Annotated in this window: 14 protein-coding genes and 2 pseudogenes; 6 read left to right on the top strand and 10 right to left on the bottom strand. The window is 72.7% G+C overall.

What is annotated here, in order from left to right:
• The first annotated feature begins 159 nt into the window (after window positions 1-159).
• Window positions 160-1,182 (top strand): LysR family transcriptional regulator, encoded by a 1,023-nt coding sequence (locus ACFW5B_RS02050; RefSeq protein ID WP_386431775.1) that lies wholly within the window; start codon window positions 160-162, stop codon window positions 1,180-1,182.
• 43 nt (window positions 1,183-1,225) lie between these two features.
• Here ACFW5B_RS02050 and ACFW5B_RS02055 read toward each other — a convergent pair whose 3' ends face one another.
• The gene (locus ACFW5B_RS02055) at window positions 1,226-2,560 is read right to left on the bottom strand and encodes an MFS transporter (protein ID WP_386431777.1); all 1,335 of its coding nucleotides are present in this window, start codon (window positions 2,558-2,560) and stop codon (window positions 1,226-1,228) included.
• A gap of 104 nt (window positions 2,561-2,664) precedes the next feature.
• Complete coding sequence (locus ACFW5B_RS02060) at window positions 2,665-3,933, bottom strand: exo-beta-N-acetylmuramidase NamZ domain-containing protein (RefSeq protein ID WP_386431780.1); 1,269 nt, start codon at window positions 3,931-3,933, stop codon at window positions 2,665-2,667.
• Between the two features lie 169 nt (window positions 3,934-4,102).
• On the opposite strand from ACFW5B_RS02060, the gene ACFW5B_RS02065 reads away from it, so the two are divergent.
• From ACFW5B_RS02065 to ACFW5B_RS02080, 4 genes are all read left to right on the top strand, one after another.
• The gene (locus ACFW5B_RS02065) at window positions 4,103-4,888 is read left to right on the top strand and encodes an SDR family oxidoreductase (RefSeq protein ID WP_386431783.1); all 786 of its coding nucleotides are present in this window, start codon (window positions 4,103-4,105) and stop codon (window positions 4,886-4,888) included.
• A 95-nt stretch (window positions 4,889-4,983) separates the two neighbouring features.
• Window positions 4,984-6,678: a class I adenylate-forming enzyme family protein gene (locus ACFW5B_RS02070; protein WP_386431786.1), complete on the top strand. Its 1,695-nt coding sequence runs from the start codon at window positions 4,984-4,986 to the stop codon at window positions 6,676-6,678.
• A gap of 25 nt (window positions 6,679-6,703) precedes the next feature.
• Window positions 6,704-7,309 (top strand): TetR/AcrR family transcriptional regulator, encoded by a 606-nt coding sequence (locus ACFW5B_RS02075; protein ID WP_386431789.1) that lies wholly within the window; start codon window positions 6,704-6,706, stop codon window positions 7,307-7,309.
• 254 nt (window positions 7,310-7,563) lie between these two features.
• A complete protein-coding gene (locus ACFW5B_RS02080; RefSeq protein WP_386431792.1) occupies window positions 7,564-8,193 on the top strand; it encodes a class I SAM-dependent methyltransferase in 630 nt (209 codons plus the stop codon).
• A gap of 120 nt (window positions 8,194-8,313) precedes the next feature.
• On the opposite strand, the gene ACFW5B_RS02085 is transcribed toward ACFW5B_RS02080, so the two are convergent.
• The 8 genes and pseudogenes from ACFW5B_RS02085 to ACFW5B_RS02120 form a co-directional block, all read right to left on the bottom strand.
• The gene (locus tag ACFW5B_RS02085) at window positions 8,314-9,546 is read right to left on the bottom strand and encodes an acyl-CoA dehydrogenase family protein (RefSeq protein WP_386431795.1); all 1,233 of its coding nucleotides are present in this window, start codon (window positions 9,544-9,546) and stop codon (window positions 8,314-8,316) included.
• A 7-nt stretch (window positions 9,547-9,553) separates the two neighbouring features.
• Window positions 9,554-9,922: pseudogene (locus ACFW5B_RS02090) on the bottom strand (phosphotransferase); the annotation flags it as partial.
• A gap of 126 nt (window positions 9,923-10,048) precedes the next feature.
• Window positions 10,049-10,732: pseudogene (locus ACFW5B_RS02095) on the bottom strand (phosphotransferase family protein); the annotation flags it as partial.
• A 164-nt stretch (window positions 10,733-10,896) separates the two neighbouring features.
• The gene (locus tag ACFW5B_RS02100) at window positions 10,897-12,000 is read right to left on the bottom strand and encodes an MBL fold metallo-hydrolase (protein WP_386431798.1); all 1,104 of its coding nucleotides are present in this window, start codon (window positions 11,998-12,000) and stop codon (window positions 10,897-10,899) included.
• 140 nt (window positions 12,001-12,140) lie between these two features.
• On the bottom strand, window positions 12,141-12,503 hold the full coding sequence (locus tag ACFW5B_RS02105; RefSeq protein WP_386431801.1) for a DUF202 domain-containing protein: 363 nt from the start codon (window positions 12,501-12,503) through the stop codon (window positions 12,141-12,143).
• 3 nt (window positions 12,504-12,506) lie between these two features.
• Window positions 12,507-12,917 carry a YidH family protein gene (locus tag ACFW5B_RS02110; RefSeq protein ID WP_386431809.1) on the bottom strand — a complete coding sequence of 137 codons (411 nt, stop codon included), beginning with the start codon at window positions 12,915-12,917 and terminating at the stop codon, window positions 12,507-12,509.
• Between the two features lie 43 nt (window positions 12,918-12,960).
• Entirely contained in the window at window positions 12,961-13,509 is a 549-nt protein-coding gene (locus ACFW5B_RS02115) for an NUDIX hydrolase (RefSeq protein WP_386431812.1), read from the bottom strand.
• A 170-nt stretch (window positions 13,510-13,679) separates the two neighbouring features.
• Window positions 13,680-14,573, bottom strand: coding sequence for a DMT family transporter (locus ACFW5B_RS02120; RefSeq protein ID WP_386431815.1), 894 nt, complete (start codon window positions 14,571-14,573; stop codon window positions 13,680-13,682).
• 212 nt (window positions 14,574-14,785) lie between these two features.
• On the opposite strand from ACFW5B_RS02120, the gene ACFW5B_RS02125 reads away from it, so the two are divergent.
• A complete protein-coding gene (locus tag ACFW5B_RS02125; protein ID WP_386431818.1) occupies window positions 14,786-16,441 on the top strand; it encodes an FAD-binding dehydrogenase in 1,656 nt (551 codons plus the stop codon).
• Window positions 16,442-16,452 lie beyond the last annotated feature (11 nt).

Raw genomic sequence — 16,452 nt, forward strand, 5'->3', positions numbered from 1 at the left:
CGGGAGGAGAGGCGGATTCCCGGGGCCTTCGCGTGCGCCCGGCCGCCCGGCGCCCCGGTCCCAACTCCCGTTCCGTGCGGCCCGACTGCCCTCGGGACGGGAAAACCCTTGGGGGTATGCTGCAGGGTTCTGAACTTCCAGGGGATGGGAAAGCGAGGCATGGCCTTGTCAGGTTCGCAGCAGTACCCGACGGAGCTGCTGGATACCACCATGGATCAGCTGCGCACACTGATCGTCGTCCACGAGGCGGGTACCGCGCTGGGCGCCGCGCGCCGGCTGGGCCGCGAACAGTCCAGCGTGCAGAAGCAACTGGACACCATGAACCGCACCTTCGCCGCGCTCTGCGGCGAGGAGCTGGTCCTCAAGCAGGGGCGCGGGAGGGACGCCCTGTTCACCGCGACCGGGGAGGCGCTGGTCGAACTGGCGCGCCGCACGCTGGGCGAGTGGTCGGACGGGGTGCACGACGCCCGCCGCCGGCTCGGCCGGACGCTGTCCGTCGGCACCACCCGCTACACCCTCGGTTTCCTGCTGGACGCGGTGGAACGGGTCACCCAGGACTACGAGCGCGACGACGTCGATCTGAAGGTCACCCACGTCCGCACCGGCGACCTCTTCACCAAGCTGCGCTCCAAGGAACTCGACCTGGTCTGCGGCAGCGTCGTGGTCACCGAGGCCGACGAGGCGGAACTGCTGGCTCCGTACGAGGTCATGGAGTGGCGGCGCAGCGGGCTCTCGCTGCTGACGAACCTGCCGCCGGAGCGCCTGCCCGGCACCTCGTTCAGCGCACGGGACCTGCCCGGACTGCCGCTGGTCATCTCGGCGCGCGGGCTGATCGGCCGCTTCCTGACCGCCTGGTACGGCGCCGACTACCGGCAGCGGCTCTCCGTCGCGGCCGAGATCGAGGCCGCGCACTACGGCTTCGAGCTGCTGCGGTCCGGGGTGGTCAGCGGGGCGATGCTGGTCACCCGGGGCATCGGGGAGGCGGCGGCGGACGGCCGCCTCCCGGAGGCCGGCGGGCTGCGCACCCTGGAGATCGTCGGCGAGGTCGGCCCCAGGACCGAGGTCCTGGTCGGCGTCTTCACCCGCCGCGGCGAGCGGGACTCCTACGCCCCCGGCCATCCCCTCAACCTCCTGTGGGACGCGCTGTCCCGGGAGAGCGGGCGGTGGTGGCTCAGCTCGTGAGGGCGCGCGGCCGCCACCGCCCGGCCCGTAGGGGCCGCCGTCCTCAGACCAGTTCCCGCTCCCGGGTCTCCGGCAGGGCCAGGACGCACAGCAGCGAGACGGCCGCCATCGCGCTGACGTACCAGCCCACCGAGGCCGACCCGTATGCCGACTGGAGCCGGGTGGCGACCAGCGGGGCCACCGCGCCGCCCAGGACACCGCCCAGGTTGTAGGCGAGCGAGGCGCCCGAGTAGCGCACCCGCGCGCCGAACAGCTCCGGCAGATAGGCGCCCATCGGGCCGTACACCACGCCCATGCAGAACAGTGCGCCGCCGATGCCGAGGGCGATCAGCACCGGCCGTCCGGTGTCCAGCAGCGGGAAGAGCAGCGGCCCCCACACCCCCGCGAGGGCGGTCCCGGCGAGGATCAGCCTGCGGCGGCCGGCGCCGTCGGAGCGGGTGGCCGCGAGCCAGGTGCCGGCCGCCAGGAAGAGGCAGGCGACGAGGGAGAGCCCCAGCATGGTGTTGCGGGAGATGCCGAGAGTGCCGGTGGTGTAGGCGAGGCAGTAGGTCGTCGCGGTGTAGAAGAGGCCGTACGCGACGATCATCCCGCCCGCGCCCAGCAGCAGTTCGCGCGGATGCCGGCGCACCACCTCGACCGTGGGGACCTTGCTCGCCTCCCGGTCGTCCAGCACCTTGGTGAAGACCGGTGTCTCACTGATCTTCAGCCGTACGAACAGCCCGACGCCGACCAGCAGGAACGACAGCAGGAACGGCACCCGCCAGCCCCAGGAGCGGAACGCCGCGTCGTCGAGGACGGACGACAGCAGCCAGAACACCCCGGTCGCCGCGAGGAACCCGACGGACGGTCCGAGTTGGGGGAAGGCCGCATACAGTCCACGGCGCCCGCGCGGCGCGTGCTCGACCGCGAGCAGCGCGGCCCCGCCCCACTCCCCGCCCAGCCCGATGCCCTGGAGGAAGCGCAGCGCGATCAGCAGCAGCGGCGCCCAGACGCCCCAGGTGCCGTACCCCGGGAGCAGCCCGACGCACGCCGTCGACAGCCCCATCAGCAACAGCGACGCCACCAGGACGGACTTACGGCCCACCCGGTCGCCGAAGTGGCCGAAGACCACCGAGCCGAGGGGCCGCGCGACGAACGCCACCGCATAGGTGGAGAAGGCCGCGAGGGTGGCGTTGACCGGGTCGAGGTTCGGGAAGAACGCCTGGTTGAGGACGAGCGCGGCGGCCGTCCCGTAGATGTAGAAGTCGTAGAACTCGATGGCCGTCCCGATGAACGAGGCCACCGCCACCCGGCGCAGGCTCTCGCCGCCGGTGCCCGCCCCGTCCGGCTTCGCGGGCGCCGCTGCCGATGTCTGTGCTGCTGTCGCGTCACTGCTCACCAGCGCACTTTCGGGCTCGGGGGAGGGAGCGGTCAAGAGGCCAGGTGGCCGGTTCCGGTTCCTGGGACCGGGACCGGCGCCGGGCCGGTCCCGCCCCAACACCCTTACGGGTAGCGCAGATACCGCCGCCGTACCGTACGGAAGCGGCGCAGGCCGTCCTGCCAGGCGGCCACGATCTCGTCCGGCCCGGCGCCCGCGTCGATCATCGTCCGTACGGTCGCGGAGCCGGTCAGCCGGTCGATGCCGTGGTCCGGCCGCCAGGCGAAGCCGGGCCAGACCCGCTTCGCGGTCACCAGCAGGCCGATACCGGTGCGCACCGGGTCGAAGGCCGCGCGGTCGTGGACGTGCAGCTGCACGCCGCCGATCGTCTTGCCCTGGAACTTGGAGAAGGTGGGGGCGAAGTAGGCCTCCCTGAAGTGCACACCGGGCAGGCCGAGTCCGGTGGCGGCCGCGGCCCAGCGCCGGTCGATGCCGTCGGCGCCCAGCAGCTCGAAGGGGCGGGTGGTGCCGCGCCCCTCGGAGAGGTTGGTGCCCTCGAAGAGGCAGGTGCCCGCGTAGACCAGGGCGGTGTCGGCGGTGGGCATGTTGGGGCTCGGGGGGACCCAGGGCAGCCGGGTCGTGTCGTAGAAGCCGGTGCGCCGCCAGCCGGTCATCCGGACCGTCTCCAGCTCCACCGGACGCCCGGCGGCCTGCGGCACGAACTCGCCGTTGAACAGCAGCGCCAGCTCCGCGACCGTCATCCCGTGCGTCTGCGCGATCGGCTCCCGGCCGATGAACGAGGCGTAGGCCTTGTCGAGCACCGGGCCGGTGGCCGCGCGGCCGGTGACCGGGTTGGGACGGTCCAGGACCAGGAAGCGCTTGCCGGCCAGGACCGCGGCCACCATGCAGTCGTACAGCGTCCAGATGTAGGTGTAGAAGCGGGCGCCGACGTCCTGGATGTCGAAGACGACGGTGTCGACGCCGGAGGCGGTGAAGATGTCGGCGAGCGCCTGGCCGCTCTTGTTGTAGGTGTCGTAGACCGGCAGCCCGGTGGCCGGGTCGTCGTAGCGGCCCTCCGAGCCGCCCGCCTGTGCGGTGCCCCGGAAGCCGTGCTCGGGGCCGAACACCGCGGTCAGCCGCACCCGGTCGTCGGCGTGCATCACATCCACGATGTGCCGCAACTCCCGGGTGACGCCGGTGGGGTTGGTGACGATGCCGACCCGGCGGCCGTCCAGGAGGCGGTAGCCGTCGGCGGCCAGCCGTTCGAAGCCGGTGTGCACCCGCCCGCCCTCTCCCTGCGCGGCGAGGGCGGGCCGGGCCCCGGTGGCCAGGGCCGCGCCGGCCGCTCCGGTCGCCGCCAGCCGCCCCAGCAGTACGCGTCTCGACAGAGCCATCCGCACACCTCCGTGATCAGACATCAACCGGTCCGTGCCGTGCGCACGCTAGCCGGGCCGGGGGCAACCCGGAACAGGGCGGGCCGAGGCGGAAAGGACTCTTCCGCCTGGACATACCGACTGGTTAGTCTGCCGTCAGCCCAACCGAAGCGACCGAGGGAGATCCAGCGTGGCAGCCGTACGGGACAAGAGCGTGGTCGTGACCGGGGCGGGCGGGGGGATCGGAGCCGCGCTGGCCCGCCGGTTCGCCGCCGAGGGCGCCCGGGTCGTGGTCAACGATCTGGACGGGGCGAAGGCGCGGCGGACCGCCGGGGAGATCGGGGCGCTCACGGTCGCCGGGGACGCCTCCGCCGTCGTCCCGGCCGCCCGCGAGGCGCTCGGCGGGGGGATCGACATCTTCTGCGCCAACGCCGGGGTCGGCACCGGCGGCGGGCCCGAAGCACCGGAGGAGGACTGGGCGCTGGCCTGGGACGTCAATGTCATGTCGCATGTCCGCGCCGCCCGGGACCTGGTGCCGGAGTGGCTGGAGCGCGGCAGCGGCCGGTTCGTCTCCACGGTGTCCGCCGCCGGTCTGCTCACCATGGTCGACGCCGCCCCGTACAGCGTCACCAAGCACGGTGCCTACGCCTTCGCCGAGTGGCTCTCGCTGACCTACCGGCACCGCGGGATCGACGTCCACGCCATCTGCCCGCAGGGCGTCCGCACGGACATGCTGGCCGCGACCGGGGCTGCCGGGGACCTCGTGCTCACCCCGACCGCCGTGGAGCCCGAGGACGTCGCCGAGGCGCTCTTCGCGGCCATGGCCGAGCGCCGCTTCCTGGTCCTGCCGCACCCGGAGGTCGCGGACTACTACACCGCGCGCGCCGCGGACCCCGACCGCTGGCTCGGCGGGATGAACCACCTGCAGCGAAAGCTGGAGCAGGCCGGCGGCGACCGGGCCGGGGGCCGCTCTTAGCAGCCCCGCCGGCGGGCCGCCCCGCCACCCCACCGCACCCCAGCCGTTTCCCCGCAGGGATGATCGGGCGATCAGGAAGAAAGGGCCGCACCTCGATGACCTCCTACCAGGACAAGCCGTGGCTGGCGCAGCTCACCGATGCCCAGCGCGCCCCCGTGCAGCCGCCCCCCTCGACGCTGCACGCCTTCCGCAAGGCGGTGAGCCGGGTCCCCGACCGTACGGCGCTCGCCTACTTCGACGGCCGGCTGTCCTACGCCGAGACCGACGCGCTCTCCGACGGGATCGCCGCCCACCTCGCCGCGCGCGGCTTCCGGCGCGGCGACCGGGCCGCGGTCATGCTCCAGAACACCCCGCACTTCGTGCTCGCCCTGCTCGGTGTGTGGAAGGCCGGCGGTGTGGCGGTGCCCGTCAACCCCATGTACAAGTCCGCCGAGATGCGGCACATCCTGGACGACGCCGAGGTCACCGCAGTCATCTGCGCCGACCGCACCTGGGACGGCTTCCTGCGCGCCACCGCCGCCGGGACGCCGTCCGTACGGATCGTGCTCACCGCGCACGAGGGGGATCTGCAGACCCGTGACGACCGGCGGGTGCTGCACGGCGAGCGGCTCGGGCCGCAGCCGGACGCCGACGACCTGCTGACCGTCGCCCGCCGGCCGCTGACGGCGCCGGCCACGCCCTCGGGGCAGTGCGGGACGATACGGGTGGCGCCCACCGACCCCGGGCTGACCGCCGACGACCTCGCGCTGATCAGCTACACCTCCGGCACCAGCGGCACCCCCAAGGGCGCCACCAACACCCACGGCAACATCACCTACAACGCCGAACGCCAGCGCACCGGCCTGGGCCTCCCCGACGGAGCCACCTACTTCGCGCTCGCCCCGCTCTTCCACATCACCGGCATGGTCTGCGAGCTGGCGGCCTGTATCGCCAACCAGGGCACCCTGGTGCTCGCCTACCGCTTCGAGGCGGGCGTCGTCCTCGACGCCTTCCTGGAGCACCGGCCCGCCTACACGGTCGGCCCGTCGACCGCCTACATGGCGCTGATGGCCCACCCCGAGGTCACCCGCGACCACTTCGCGTCGTTCCGGACCATGTCCTCCGGCGGCGCACCGCTGCCGCCCGCCCTGGTCGAGAAGTTCCGCACCGGTTTCGGGCCGTACGTCCACAACGGCTACGGCCTGACCGAGTGCACCGCGCCCTGCGCCAGCGTCCCGCCGGGCCGGGAGGCGCCGGTCGACAAGGTCTCCGGCACGCTCGCCGTCGGTGTCCCCGGTGCCGACACCGTCGTCCGGATCATCGGTGAGGACGGCCGGGACCTGCCGTTCGGCGAGCAGGGCGAGATCGCGGTCCGCGGCCCGCAGGTCGTCCCCGGCTACTGGCGCCGCCCCGAGGCCACCGCCGAGGCCCTCCCCGGCGGCGAGCTGCGGACCGGCGACATCGGCTTCATGGACACCGACGGCTGGCTCTACGTCGTCGACCGCAAGAAGGACATGATCAACGCGGCCGGCTTCAAGGTGTGGCCCCGCGAGGTCGAGGACGTGCTCTACGGCCACCCGGCGGTGCGCGAGGCGGCGGTGGTCGGCATACCCGACGCCTACCGAGGCGAGTCGGTGAAGGCCTATGTCAGCCTGCGGCCCGGCGCCTGTGCGGAACCCGCCGAGCTGACCGCCTACTGCAAGGAACGGCTGGCCGCGTACAAATACCCCCGCGCGGTGGAGATCCTGGCCGAGCTTCCGAAGACCACGAGTGGCAAGATCCTCCGACGGGAGCTGCGCCACCGCGCATGACGAGCACGAAGGACAGGTGAGGGCGATGGCCGGCACGAAGGACGGCAACGGCAACGGCGGTACGAAGCCGGTGGCCCAGCGGTTGCTGGCCACCGCGACCAGGCTCTTCGCGGAGCAGGGCTACGACCGCACCTCCGTCCAGGAGATCGTCGACGCGGCGGGCGTGACCAAGGGCGCCCTCTACCACTACTTCGGCTCCAAGGAAGATCTGCTGCACGAGGTCTACGGCCGGGTCCTGCGGCTCCAGCAGGAGCGGCTGGACCACTTCGCGGACGCCGACGAGCCGGTGCAGCAGCGGCTGCGGGACGCCGCCGCCGATGTCGTCGTCACCACCATCGAGAACCTCGACGACACCAAGATCTTCTTCCGGTCGATGCACCACCTCAGCCCGGAGAAGGACAAGCAGGTACGCGCCGAGCGGCGGCGGTACCACGAGCGGTTCCGGGCCCTGATCGAGGAGGGCCAGCGCACCGGAGTGTTCGCCGCCGACATCCCCGCCGACCTCGTCGTGGACTACCACTTCGGCTCCGTGCACCACCTCGGCACCTGGTACCGCGAGAACGGGCCGCTCAGCCCGCAGCAGGTCGCGGACCACCTCGCCGATCTGTTGCTGCGCGCCCTCCGGCCGTAGAGCTGCCGCGACAGGTGTCGTAGGGTGCCGCGACAGGGGCCGCAAGGTGCCGTGACGGGGTGGTGAACGCCACGTCGAGGTGCCGCGCCGGGTCGCTCCGGGGCTCGTGGAATTTGTTGGATTGCGAGCAAGAAGAGTGGGCATGCGCCCCCGGACGCTCACACTCAAGGGCGATCACATACTGAGGCTGTCCTCATCCGGGACTCGTCCCCTAGGGTATGGATAGTACTGCTATCTACCGATGTGGGTGCCCTTTGCCTGAAGTAACACTGTTTCTCCGGGAGTACGCACGGACGCGCCGGGAGGTCGGGGCGATCGCTCCCAGCAGCCCCCGGCTCGGCAGGGCCCTCACCCGCTATGTGATCCCCAGCCCCGGCAGCTCGCGCGCGGTCCTGGAGGTGGGGCCGGGTACCGGGGCCGTCACCCGCCATATCGCCGGGTCGCTCGGCCGGCTGGACACCCTCGACCTGGTCGAGGCCAATCCGCGCTTCGTCGACCTGCTGCACGGTGCCTACGGCACCGACCCGCGGCTCCGGTTCCGCACCGGCCTGGTGCAGGACCACGACCTCGGCACCTACGACACCATCGTCTGCGGACTCCCGTTCGCGAACTTCGACGCCCCCACGACCGCGGACATCTTCGACCGGCTGCTCGGCGCCCTGCGGCCCGGCGGCACGCTGTCCTTCTTCGGCTACGTAGGAGGGGCGACGATGCGCCGCACCTTCACCGGGCGAGCGGAGCGCGAACACGTCCTCAACGGGCAGAACACCCTGCGCCGCATACTGGACCGGCACACCTTCCGCACGGAACTGGTGCTGGGCAATCTGCCACCGGCCCGGGTGCACCACCTGGCACCGGTCAGCGCCCCCGTCCACCCGGCGTGAGACCGCGCCACAACAGGTGCGGAGACCTGAACGGCAGCGGCCGGCCGGAACCCGGGTAATCCGGGTCCGGCCGGCCGTTGTCGTATCCGCCGCCGCGCGTGTCCCAGGGGGAGACGCCCCCTAGAGGTAGCGCTTCAACTCCCGCCGCGCCAGCGACCGTTGGTGCACCTCGTCCGGGCCGTCCGCCAGCTGGAGCGTACGGGCCCCGGCCCACAGCTCGGCCAGCGGGAAGTCCTGGCTGACGCCGCCCGCGCCGTGCAGCTGGACCGCCTTGTCGAGGATGTCCACGACGGTGCGCGGGGTGGCGATCTTGATGGCCTGGATCTCGGTGTGCGCGCCCTTGTTGCCGACCGTGTCCATCAGCCAGGCGGTCTTCAGCACCAGCAGCCGCAGCTGCTCCACCGCCACCCGGGCGTCCGCGATCCACTCCTGGACCACACCCTGCTGCGCCAGCGGCTTGCCGAACGCCGTACGGGCCACCGCCCGGCGGCACATCAGCTCGATGGCGCGCTCGGCCATCCCGATCAGCCGCATGCAGTGGTGAATCCGGCCGGGACCGAGCCGGGCCTGCGCGATGCCGAAGCCGCCGCCCTCCTCGCCGATCAGATTGCTCGCGGGCACCCGGACGTCGTGGAAGACCACCTCGGCGTGGCCGCCGTGGTAGTGGTCCTCGTAGCCGTAGACCTGCATGGCGCGCTTCACCTCCAGGCCGGGGGTGTCGCGCGGGACCAGGATCATCGACTGCTGGCGGCGGATGTCCGGGCCGTCCGGGTCGGTCTTGCCCATCACGATGAAGATCTGGCACAGCGGATTCATCGCCCCGGAGATGTACCACTTGCGCCCGTTGATGACGTAGTCATCGCCATCACGAGCGATATGTGTCTCGATGTTGGTGGCGTCCGACGAGGCCACCTCCGGCTCGGTCATCGCGAACGCCGACCGGATCCCGCCCGCCAGCAGCGGCGCCAGCCACTGCTTCTGCTGCGCCTCGGTGCCGAACTGCGCCAGCACCTCCATGTTGCCGGTGTCCGGTGCCGCGCAGTTCAGTGCGGTGGGTGCCAACTGCGGGCTGCGGCCGGTGATTTCGGCCAGCGGTGCGTACTGGAGGTTGGTCAGCCCGGCGCCGTGCTCCGCGCCGGGGAGGCCGTGCTCGTCCACAAAGAACAGGTTCCACAGCCCCCGCTTGCGGGCCTCGGCCTTCAGCTCCTCGACGATCGCCGGGGTGTCCCACGGCGAGGCGAGCGCGGCCCGCTGCTCATGGGCGATCCGCTCGGCCGGGTACACGTGCTCGTCCATGAACGTCAGGAGCCTGTCGCGCAGCTCCTCCGTGCGGGCGTCGAATGCGAAGTCCATGGGTGCCTCAGCCTTCCTTCAGGGTGGTGAGTCCGTGGTCGATGAAGACCGGGACGAGCTCGCCGATCCGGTCGAACCCGGCGCCGACGGTCTGGCCGAGCGTGAAGCGGTAGTGGATGCCCTCCAGGATCACGGCGAGCTTGAACCACGCGAACGCCGTGTACCAGGCGATGGCGGAGGTGTCCCGGCCGGACCGGGCGGCATAGCGCTCGATCAGCTCGGCCGGTGCGGGGTGCCCGGGGGCGCCGCTGGTGGTGCTGACCGGCGACTCCGGCAGCCCCAGGTCCGAGCTGTACATCACCAGCAGGCCGAGGTCGGTCAGCGGGTCGCCGAGCGTGGACATCTCCCAGTCCAGAACGGCCTTGAGGGCATCGGCCCCCTTGTTGGGCTCGCTCGCCTCCGGGGCGCTCCCTGCCGGTGTCGAGAGTCCGATCGTGCTCAACCCTTCGGGCCTGCGCGCGTTCGGACTCTCGCCTCCGGCGCGCCCCTTCGGCTCACTCGCCGCTCCCACCAGGACGTTGTCGAGGCGGTAGTCGCCGTGCACGACCGTCGGCGCGGGCGAGGCGGGCAGCTTCCGGCCCAGCGCCTCGTGCAGTTCGTCGATGCCCGGCAGCTCGCGGTTCTTCGAGGCGCTCAACTGCTTGCCCCAGCGCCGCAGCTGGCGCTCCAGGAAGCCGTCGGGCCGGCCGAAGTCGCCCAGGCCGACCGCCTCCGGGTCCACCGCGTGCAGCTCCACGAGGGTGTCGACCAGCGACAGCACCACGGCGCGGGTGCGCTCCGGGCCGAGCGGGGCGAGCTGCGCGGCGGTGCGGTACGGGGTCCCCTCGACCAGCTCCATCACGTAGAAGGGCGCACCGATGACCGACTCGTCGGGGCACAGCAGCAGGGTCTCGGGTACCGGTACCGGCGTCCGGTGCAGCGCGCTGATCACCCGGTGCTCGCGCTGCATGTCATGGGCGGTGGCCAGCACATGGCCGAGCGGCGGCCGGCGGACGACCCAGGAGGCGGTGCCGTCGGTGACGCGGTAGGTGAGATTGGACCGCCCGCCCTCGATCACCTGCGCGCGCAGCGGGCCGCCGGCCAGCCCCGGCCGCTCCCGGTCCAGATGCGCGCGCAAGCGCGTCAGGTCGAGGCCGGGAGGGTCCTCCCGGTCCCGGTCCTGCGGGGGAGGGGTGCCCTTGCTCATCGTGCTCCTCCGAACGGAGTGGGGACGGTCCATCGGTCGCTGGCACGATCATGCCGACTAGTCGGTATGGCGTCCAGTGCCGGGGCGTGGGGCGTCGGTCACGCGGGTGTTTCGCGCCGGTTCCGGTCATGCTTTCCGCCGTAGCGGAGGCAACGGTCCCGCCCTCAGGCGTGACAGGCCATCGGCACCCCGCCGTTGAGCACCGTCATGTCGCGGAAGCCGGCCACCACGTCGAGCGGGGCGCCCGGGGCGGCGCCGGCCAGCTCCGCGTAGGCCCGGTGCAGATTCGCCACCAGCCGCTCGCTCTCGGCCAGCTCGGCGAACGGGCCGAGATCCGCCCGCCGGGCCGTCTCCAGCGGGGTGCGCCCGGCCGCCCGGCCCTCCTGCGCCAGCTCGCCGACGAACCGCAGATAGCGCTCGATCCCGTCGTAGACCTCGGGGCCGGTCACCGGACCGTGCCCGGGGACGACGGTGACCGCGTCCAGGTCCCGCAGGGTCTGCACGGCGCGCAGCGAGCCGGTCAGCGACCCCATGAAGAGGAACGGGGTGCCGCCGTGGAAGACCAGATCGCCGGCGAAGACGATGCGCTCCCGGGGCAGCCAGACGATCGTGTCGCCGGTGGTGTGCGCGACGCCCGGGTGGATCAGCCGCACCTCGGTGCCGCCGGCGTGCAGGGTCAGCTCGTCGGTGTAGGTGACCTCGGGCGGGGTGAGGCGGATGTCGCCGTAGGCCACCTCCGGCCAGACGGCGTGCAGTTGATGCCCGGCGGCGAGCAGTTCGCGGCGGCAGGCGGCGTGCCCGATCACCGTCGCCTCGGGGGCGAAGACGCCGTTGCCGTAGGTGTGGTCGCCGTGGTGGTGAGTGTTGACCACGGTGCGGGGCGCCGGGGCGCCGTGCTCGGCGATCCGGCGGCGCAGCAGGCGGGCCCGGCGCTCGGTGGCGGCGGTGTCCACGACCAGGGTGGCGTCCCCGTCGGTGACGAACCCCGCGTTGTTCAGGCACCAGCCGCCGTCCGGCTGGATGAACGCATGGACTCCGGCGCCCAGTTCGGTGAGGTAGGGCTCGGGGACCGGGGACTCCGCGGCGGGGGAGCCGGTGGCCGGGGGCCCGGCGGAGGGCTCGGTGGCGGGTGCGGGGGCTGTGGGGGCCCCGGCGCCGGAGGACGGTTCGATGCCGTCCGTGCCGGTCTTCGCGCGGCCGGCCGGCCGGGCGTCCGGCGGTGTTGCCGGGGTCCGTTCCGTCGTGCGCCGTTCCGTCGTGTCGTCCATGCGGGAGTGCCCTTCGTCCGATGGCCCGTCACTCCGCGCCGTCGGGCGGGGAATGGCGCCCGTCCCGTGCGCGCGAGGGTCGTGTCACGGTACCGCCGCCCGCGCCGGCCGGGGCGCCGCGCCCCGGTGTCCGCGCCCGCTCAGTGCCCCGGCCGCACCAGGATCACCGCGCCGCACAGCCCCAGCGCCAGGGTGCAGCCGACCAGCAGCAGCGCGGTCCGCGGTGGCAGAGCGGGCGGGCGGCCGGTGGCCATCGCCTGCATCCGGTGGTGGGCGAGGGCCACGAAGGCCAGCCACAGCAGCCCCATCAGCACCGCGAGAATCACCTCGACCGGGCCCGGGGCATCGCTGTGCAGCAGCTGGCGGCCGGCCAGCACCGCCACCACGGTGGCCGACAGCGTGGTGCGCCGCCACGCCAGCCGGGTCCGCTCCGGCTGCAGCCCGGGGTCCCGGTCGGGGGCCGGACGCGGCGCTCCCGCGCCCGGTCGCTGTCCGTCCGCCATCGGTCAGCCGGTCCGGCCCAGCAGCACCAGCACGACCATCGCCACCGCCAGCAGGCCGACGCCCAGCGCCAGCGCGCTCGGGAAGCGGCTGACCGGCAGATCCTCACCGTGCCGCATCGCGCGCTCACAGCGCACCCAGTGGTTGACCGCCCGCAGCGCACACAGCGCGCCGCCCACCAGCAGCACGACGGTGAAGGTCAGCCGCAGCTCCTCGTGCAGCCGGGGCAGGAACTGGTCCACCGCGAACCCGCCGCCGACCAGCGCCAGCCCGGTCCGCAGCCAGGCGAGGAAGGTGCGCTCATTGGCGAGCGAGAAGCGGTAGTCGGGGGTCACGCCCTCCTCGCGGACCCGCGCGGGCGAGAACCACAGCCGTACGGCCGCGCCGGCCGACCGCAGCCCGCGGGTGCGGATCATGGCCGAAATCCCGGTGTACGGCTCGTCCGGCGTGCCGGTGGCATCAGCGTTCCCCCGCCTCCCGCCGGCCGAGCAGCTGCCGGTAGGCGGCCATCCCGTCCGGCGTCCACGGCCACTCGTCGAGCCGCCGGATCAGCTCCTCCTCGGGCAGGAAGGCGGACCAGTCGATCTCCGACTCCTGCGGGGCGACCGGCAGGGTGCAGCGCACCTGGTAGACCGCGGACCACCAGGAGTGCTCGGCCGTCTCGTAGAGGAACTTGAACAGCGGCTCGGGCTGCGCCAGCCCCTGGACGCCCAGCTCCTCCTCGGCCTCCCGCAGCGCCGCCTGGTCATAGGTCTCGCCGGTGCCGACCACGCCGCCCACGAACATGTCGTAGTGCGACGGGAAGACGAGCTTTTGCGGCGTGCGGCGGTGTACGAAGATCCGGTCCTCGGTGTCCCGGACCAGGACGAAGGCGCAGCGGGTGCGCATCCGGCGGGCGTAGGCCTCACCGCGGGGGGCCTGCCCCACGACCTGGTCGTTCTCATTGACGACATCGAGGATCTCGTCCGCGTTGAGCGGTTGCTGATCGAGCGGTTGCTGATCGGTCATGGAGCCATGCAATCACCGCGGACGGGGAGCGCACCCGCCGGGGCGGCCCGCGACCGACGGGATCCGGTCAGCGGGACGGGACACGAGGAAGGCCCGTACGGGGGACCGGGCACGGCCCGTACGGAGGAGTGGGCACGGCCCGTACGGGGGGCGGCGCTCCGACGGCCGTCTCAGCGCGGCTGCAGCTCCCGGGCGTTCTCCCGCTGCCCGGCGCCCGGCGGCATCGCCGGATGGCTGCCGATCAGCACGATCCCCGCGACGACCGCCACGATCCCGGTCACTTCCCAGGCCAGCGCCCCGGCCGTCACCCGCAGCTGGTCGCCCAGGAACCCCACCCCGCAGAGGATTCCGGCCAGCGGCTGGGCGGCGGTCAGCGCCGGCAGCGACAGCCGCAGCGGCGCCGATTCGAAGGCGCTCTGCACCATCACCAGCGCCGTCACCCCGAGCACCACGATGGCGTACGGCTGCCAGCTGGAGAGCAGGGCCGCCCAGCCGCCGTTGCCGAAGCGCTCACCGCTGATCCGGGTCAGCGCGTCCTGGAGGCCGTAGAGGAGCCCCGCGGCGACGCCCAGGAGCGCGGCCTCCAGGCTCACATGCACCCGCTCCCGCTTGGCGACGGCCGCCAGCAGCAGGGCGGTGCCCAGCACCATGCCCATGATCAGCCACTGCCAGGTCGGGTCGGCGTTGCTGCGGCCGCCCTGCGGCTGTCCGGCCACGATGAAGGCCGTGACCCCGCCCGCCAGCAGCCACAGCCCGGCCCAGCCGCTGCGGCCGAGCCGCTGCCGGGTCAGCCGTCGGGACAGCGCCATCGCGAACAGCAGATTGGTCGCGAGCAAGGGCTCCACGAGGGTGATGTCGCCCATCCCCAGCGCCACCGCGCCGAGCGCCATCCCGACCACCATCAGACCGATACCGGCCACCCACAGTGGCATCCGCACCAGGTCGAGCAGCAGACGCAGCGAGAGGTAGTCCTTCATCGGCGCGTGCTGCGCCGCGGCCTGCTGAAACACGAAACCGAGTCCCAGACAGCAGGCCGCTCCAAGGGCGAGCAATATCACCGTCACGTCGCACCTCGTATCGCGCGGGGTGGGGGATGCGCCTGAGGATAGTCATCCGGCGTCGGGCGTGGCGTGGCCCTCGTCACCCGTCCATTCTCCAACGGGCCTCGGAGTACCACCCGGTAACTCCATGGTTGACGCGGCAGTCGGGTGCGCTGAGGATCGTTCCACCCACTGCGGCCGGGGCGCCGGGCGTGCCCCGTTGAGGAGAAGCAGAGATGGCGTACGACGCTGATGTGATCGTGATCGGAGCGGGTCTCGCGGGGCTGGCGGCCACCGCTGAGCTGGTGGACGCGGGGCGCAAGGTGATCCTGCTCGACCAGGAACCCGAGCAGTCCCTCGGCGGACAGGCCCACTGGTCCTTCGGCGGTCTCTTCCTGGTGGACTCCCCCGAGCAGCGGCGGCTGCGGATCCGCGACAGCCATGCGCTGGCCTGGCAGGACTGGCTGGGCACGGCGGGCTTCGACCGGCCCGAGGACCACTGGCCGCGCAAATGGGCCGAGGCCTATGTCGACTTCGCGGCCGGGGAGAAACGCGCCTGGCTGCACCGGCAGGGCGTACGGCTGTTCCCCGTCGTCGGCTGGGCCGAGCGCGGCGGCTATGACGCGACCGGGCACGGCAACTCCGTCCCCCGCTTCCACATCACCTGGGGCACCGGGCCCGGTCTGGTCGCCCCGTTCGAGCGCCGGGTACGGGCCGGGGCCGCCCGCGGCCTGGTGGACCTGCGCTTCCGCCACCGGGTGACCGGACTGTCGCGCAGCGCGGGGAGCGTGGACACCGTCAGCGGCGAGGTGCTGGAGCCCTCGGACGCCGAGCGCGGCCGGCCCAGCAGCCGTGAGGTGGCGGGGGCCTTCGAGCTCCGGGCCCAGGCCGTGATCGTCACCTCGGGCGGGATCGGCGGCAACCACGACCTGGTGCGCGCCAACTGGCCGGAACGGCTCGGCGCGCCCCCGCGGCGGATGCTGTCCGGGGTGCCCGCGCATGTGGACGGCAAGATGCTGGGCATCGCCGAGGCGGCCGGCGGCCGGATCATCAACCGTGACCGGATGTGGCACTACACCGAGGGCATCGACAACTGGAACCCCATCTGGCCGCTGCACGGCATCCGGATCCTGTCCGGCCCGTCGCCGCTGTGGCTGGACGCCCGCGGCAAGCGGCTGCCGGTGCCGCTGTTCCCCGGCTTCGACACCCTCGGCACGCTCGAACACATCATGCGGACCGGCCACGATCACACCTGGTTCGTGCTCACCCGGAAGATCATCGAGAAGGAGTTCACCCTCTCCGGCTCCGAGCAGAACCCGGATCTGACCGGCAAGAGCATCCGGGACGTACTGGGCCGGGCGCGGGCCGGTGCGCCGGGGCCGGTGCAGGCGTTCATGGACCACGGTACGGACTTCATCGTCGAGCGCTCGCTGACGGATCTCGTACGGCGGATGAACGAGCTGACCGGGGAGCCGCTGATCGCCGAGGACGCGCTGCGCGGCGAGATCGTCGCGCGCGACCGCGAGATCGCCCACCCCTTCACCAAGGATCTCCAGGTGACGGCGATACGCGGGGCCCGGAAATACCTGGGCGACCGGCTGATCCGCACGGCGCCGCCGCACCGGCTGCTCGACCCCAAGGCCGGCCCGCTGATCGCCGTACGGCTGAACATCCTCACCCGCAAGACGCTCGGCGGTCTGGAGACCGATCTCTCCTCGCGGGTGCTGGCGGACGGCGGCGAGCCCCTGCCCGGTGTGTACGCGGCGGGTGAGGCGGCCGGGTTCGGCGGCGGCGGGGTGCACGGCTACCGCTCGCTGGAGGGCACCTTCCTCGGCGGCTGCCTCTTCTCCGGGCGTACGGCGGGGCGGGCGGCCGCGCGGGCGGTGTCCTGAGGGGACGGTGG

Source organism: Streptomyces sp. NPDC058773, from assembly GCF_042746015.1.
GTDB lineage: Bacteria > Actinomycetota > Actinomycetes > Streptomycetales > Streptomycetaceae > Streptomyces.

What these genes read in the sequence shown, in the direction of transcription:
- ACFW5B_RS02105 (WP_386431801.1), bottom strand. Translation starts at nt 12,503, where the DNA reads ATGGCGGACGGACAGCGACCGGGCGCGGGAGCGCCGCGTCCGGCCCCC.
- ACFW5B_RS02125 (WP_386431818.1), top strand. Translation starts at nt 14,786, where the DNA reads ATGGCGTACGACGCTGATGTGATCGTGATCGGAGCGGGTCTCGCGGGG.
- ACFW5B_RS02100 (WP_386431798.1), bottom strand. Translation starts at nt 12,000, where the DNA reads ATGGACGACACGACGGAACGGCGCACGACGGAACGGACCCCGGCAACA.
- ACFW5B_RS02110 (WP_386431809.1), bottom strand. Translation starts at nt 12,917, where the DNA reads ATGATCCGCACCCGCGGGCTGCGGTCGGCCGGCGCGGCCGTACGGCTG.
- ACFW5B_RS02085 (WP_386431795.1), bottom strand. Translation starts at nt 9,546, where the DNA reads ATGGACTTCGCATTCGACGCCCGCACGGAGGAGCTGCGCGACAGGCTC.
- ACFW5B_RS02075 (WP_386431789.1), top strand. Translation starts at nt 6,704, where the DNA reads ATGGCCGGCACGAAGGACGGCAACGGCAACGGCGGTACGAAGCCGGTG.
- ACFW5B_RS02050 (WP_386431775.1), top strand. Translation starts at nt 160, where the DNA reads ATGGCCTTGTCAGGTTCGCAGCAGTACCCGACGGAGCTGCTGGATACC.
- ACFW5B_RS02060 (WP_386431780.1), bottom strand. Translation starts at nt 3,933, where the DNA reads ATGGCTCTGTCGAGACGCGTACTGCTGGGGCGGCTGGCGGCGACCGGA.
- ACFW5B_RS02070 (WP_386431786.1), top strand. Translation starts at nt 4,984, where the DNA reads ATGACCTCCTACCAGGACAAGCCGTGGCTGGCGCAGCTCACCGATGCC.
- ACFW5B_RS02115 (WP_386431812.1), bottom strand. Translation starts at nt 13,509, where the DNA reads ATGACCGATCAGCAACCGCTCGATCAGCAACCGCTCAACGCGGACGAG.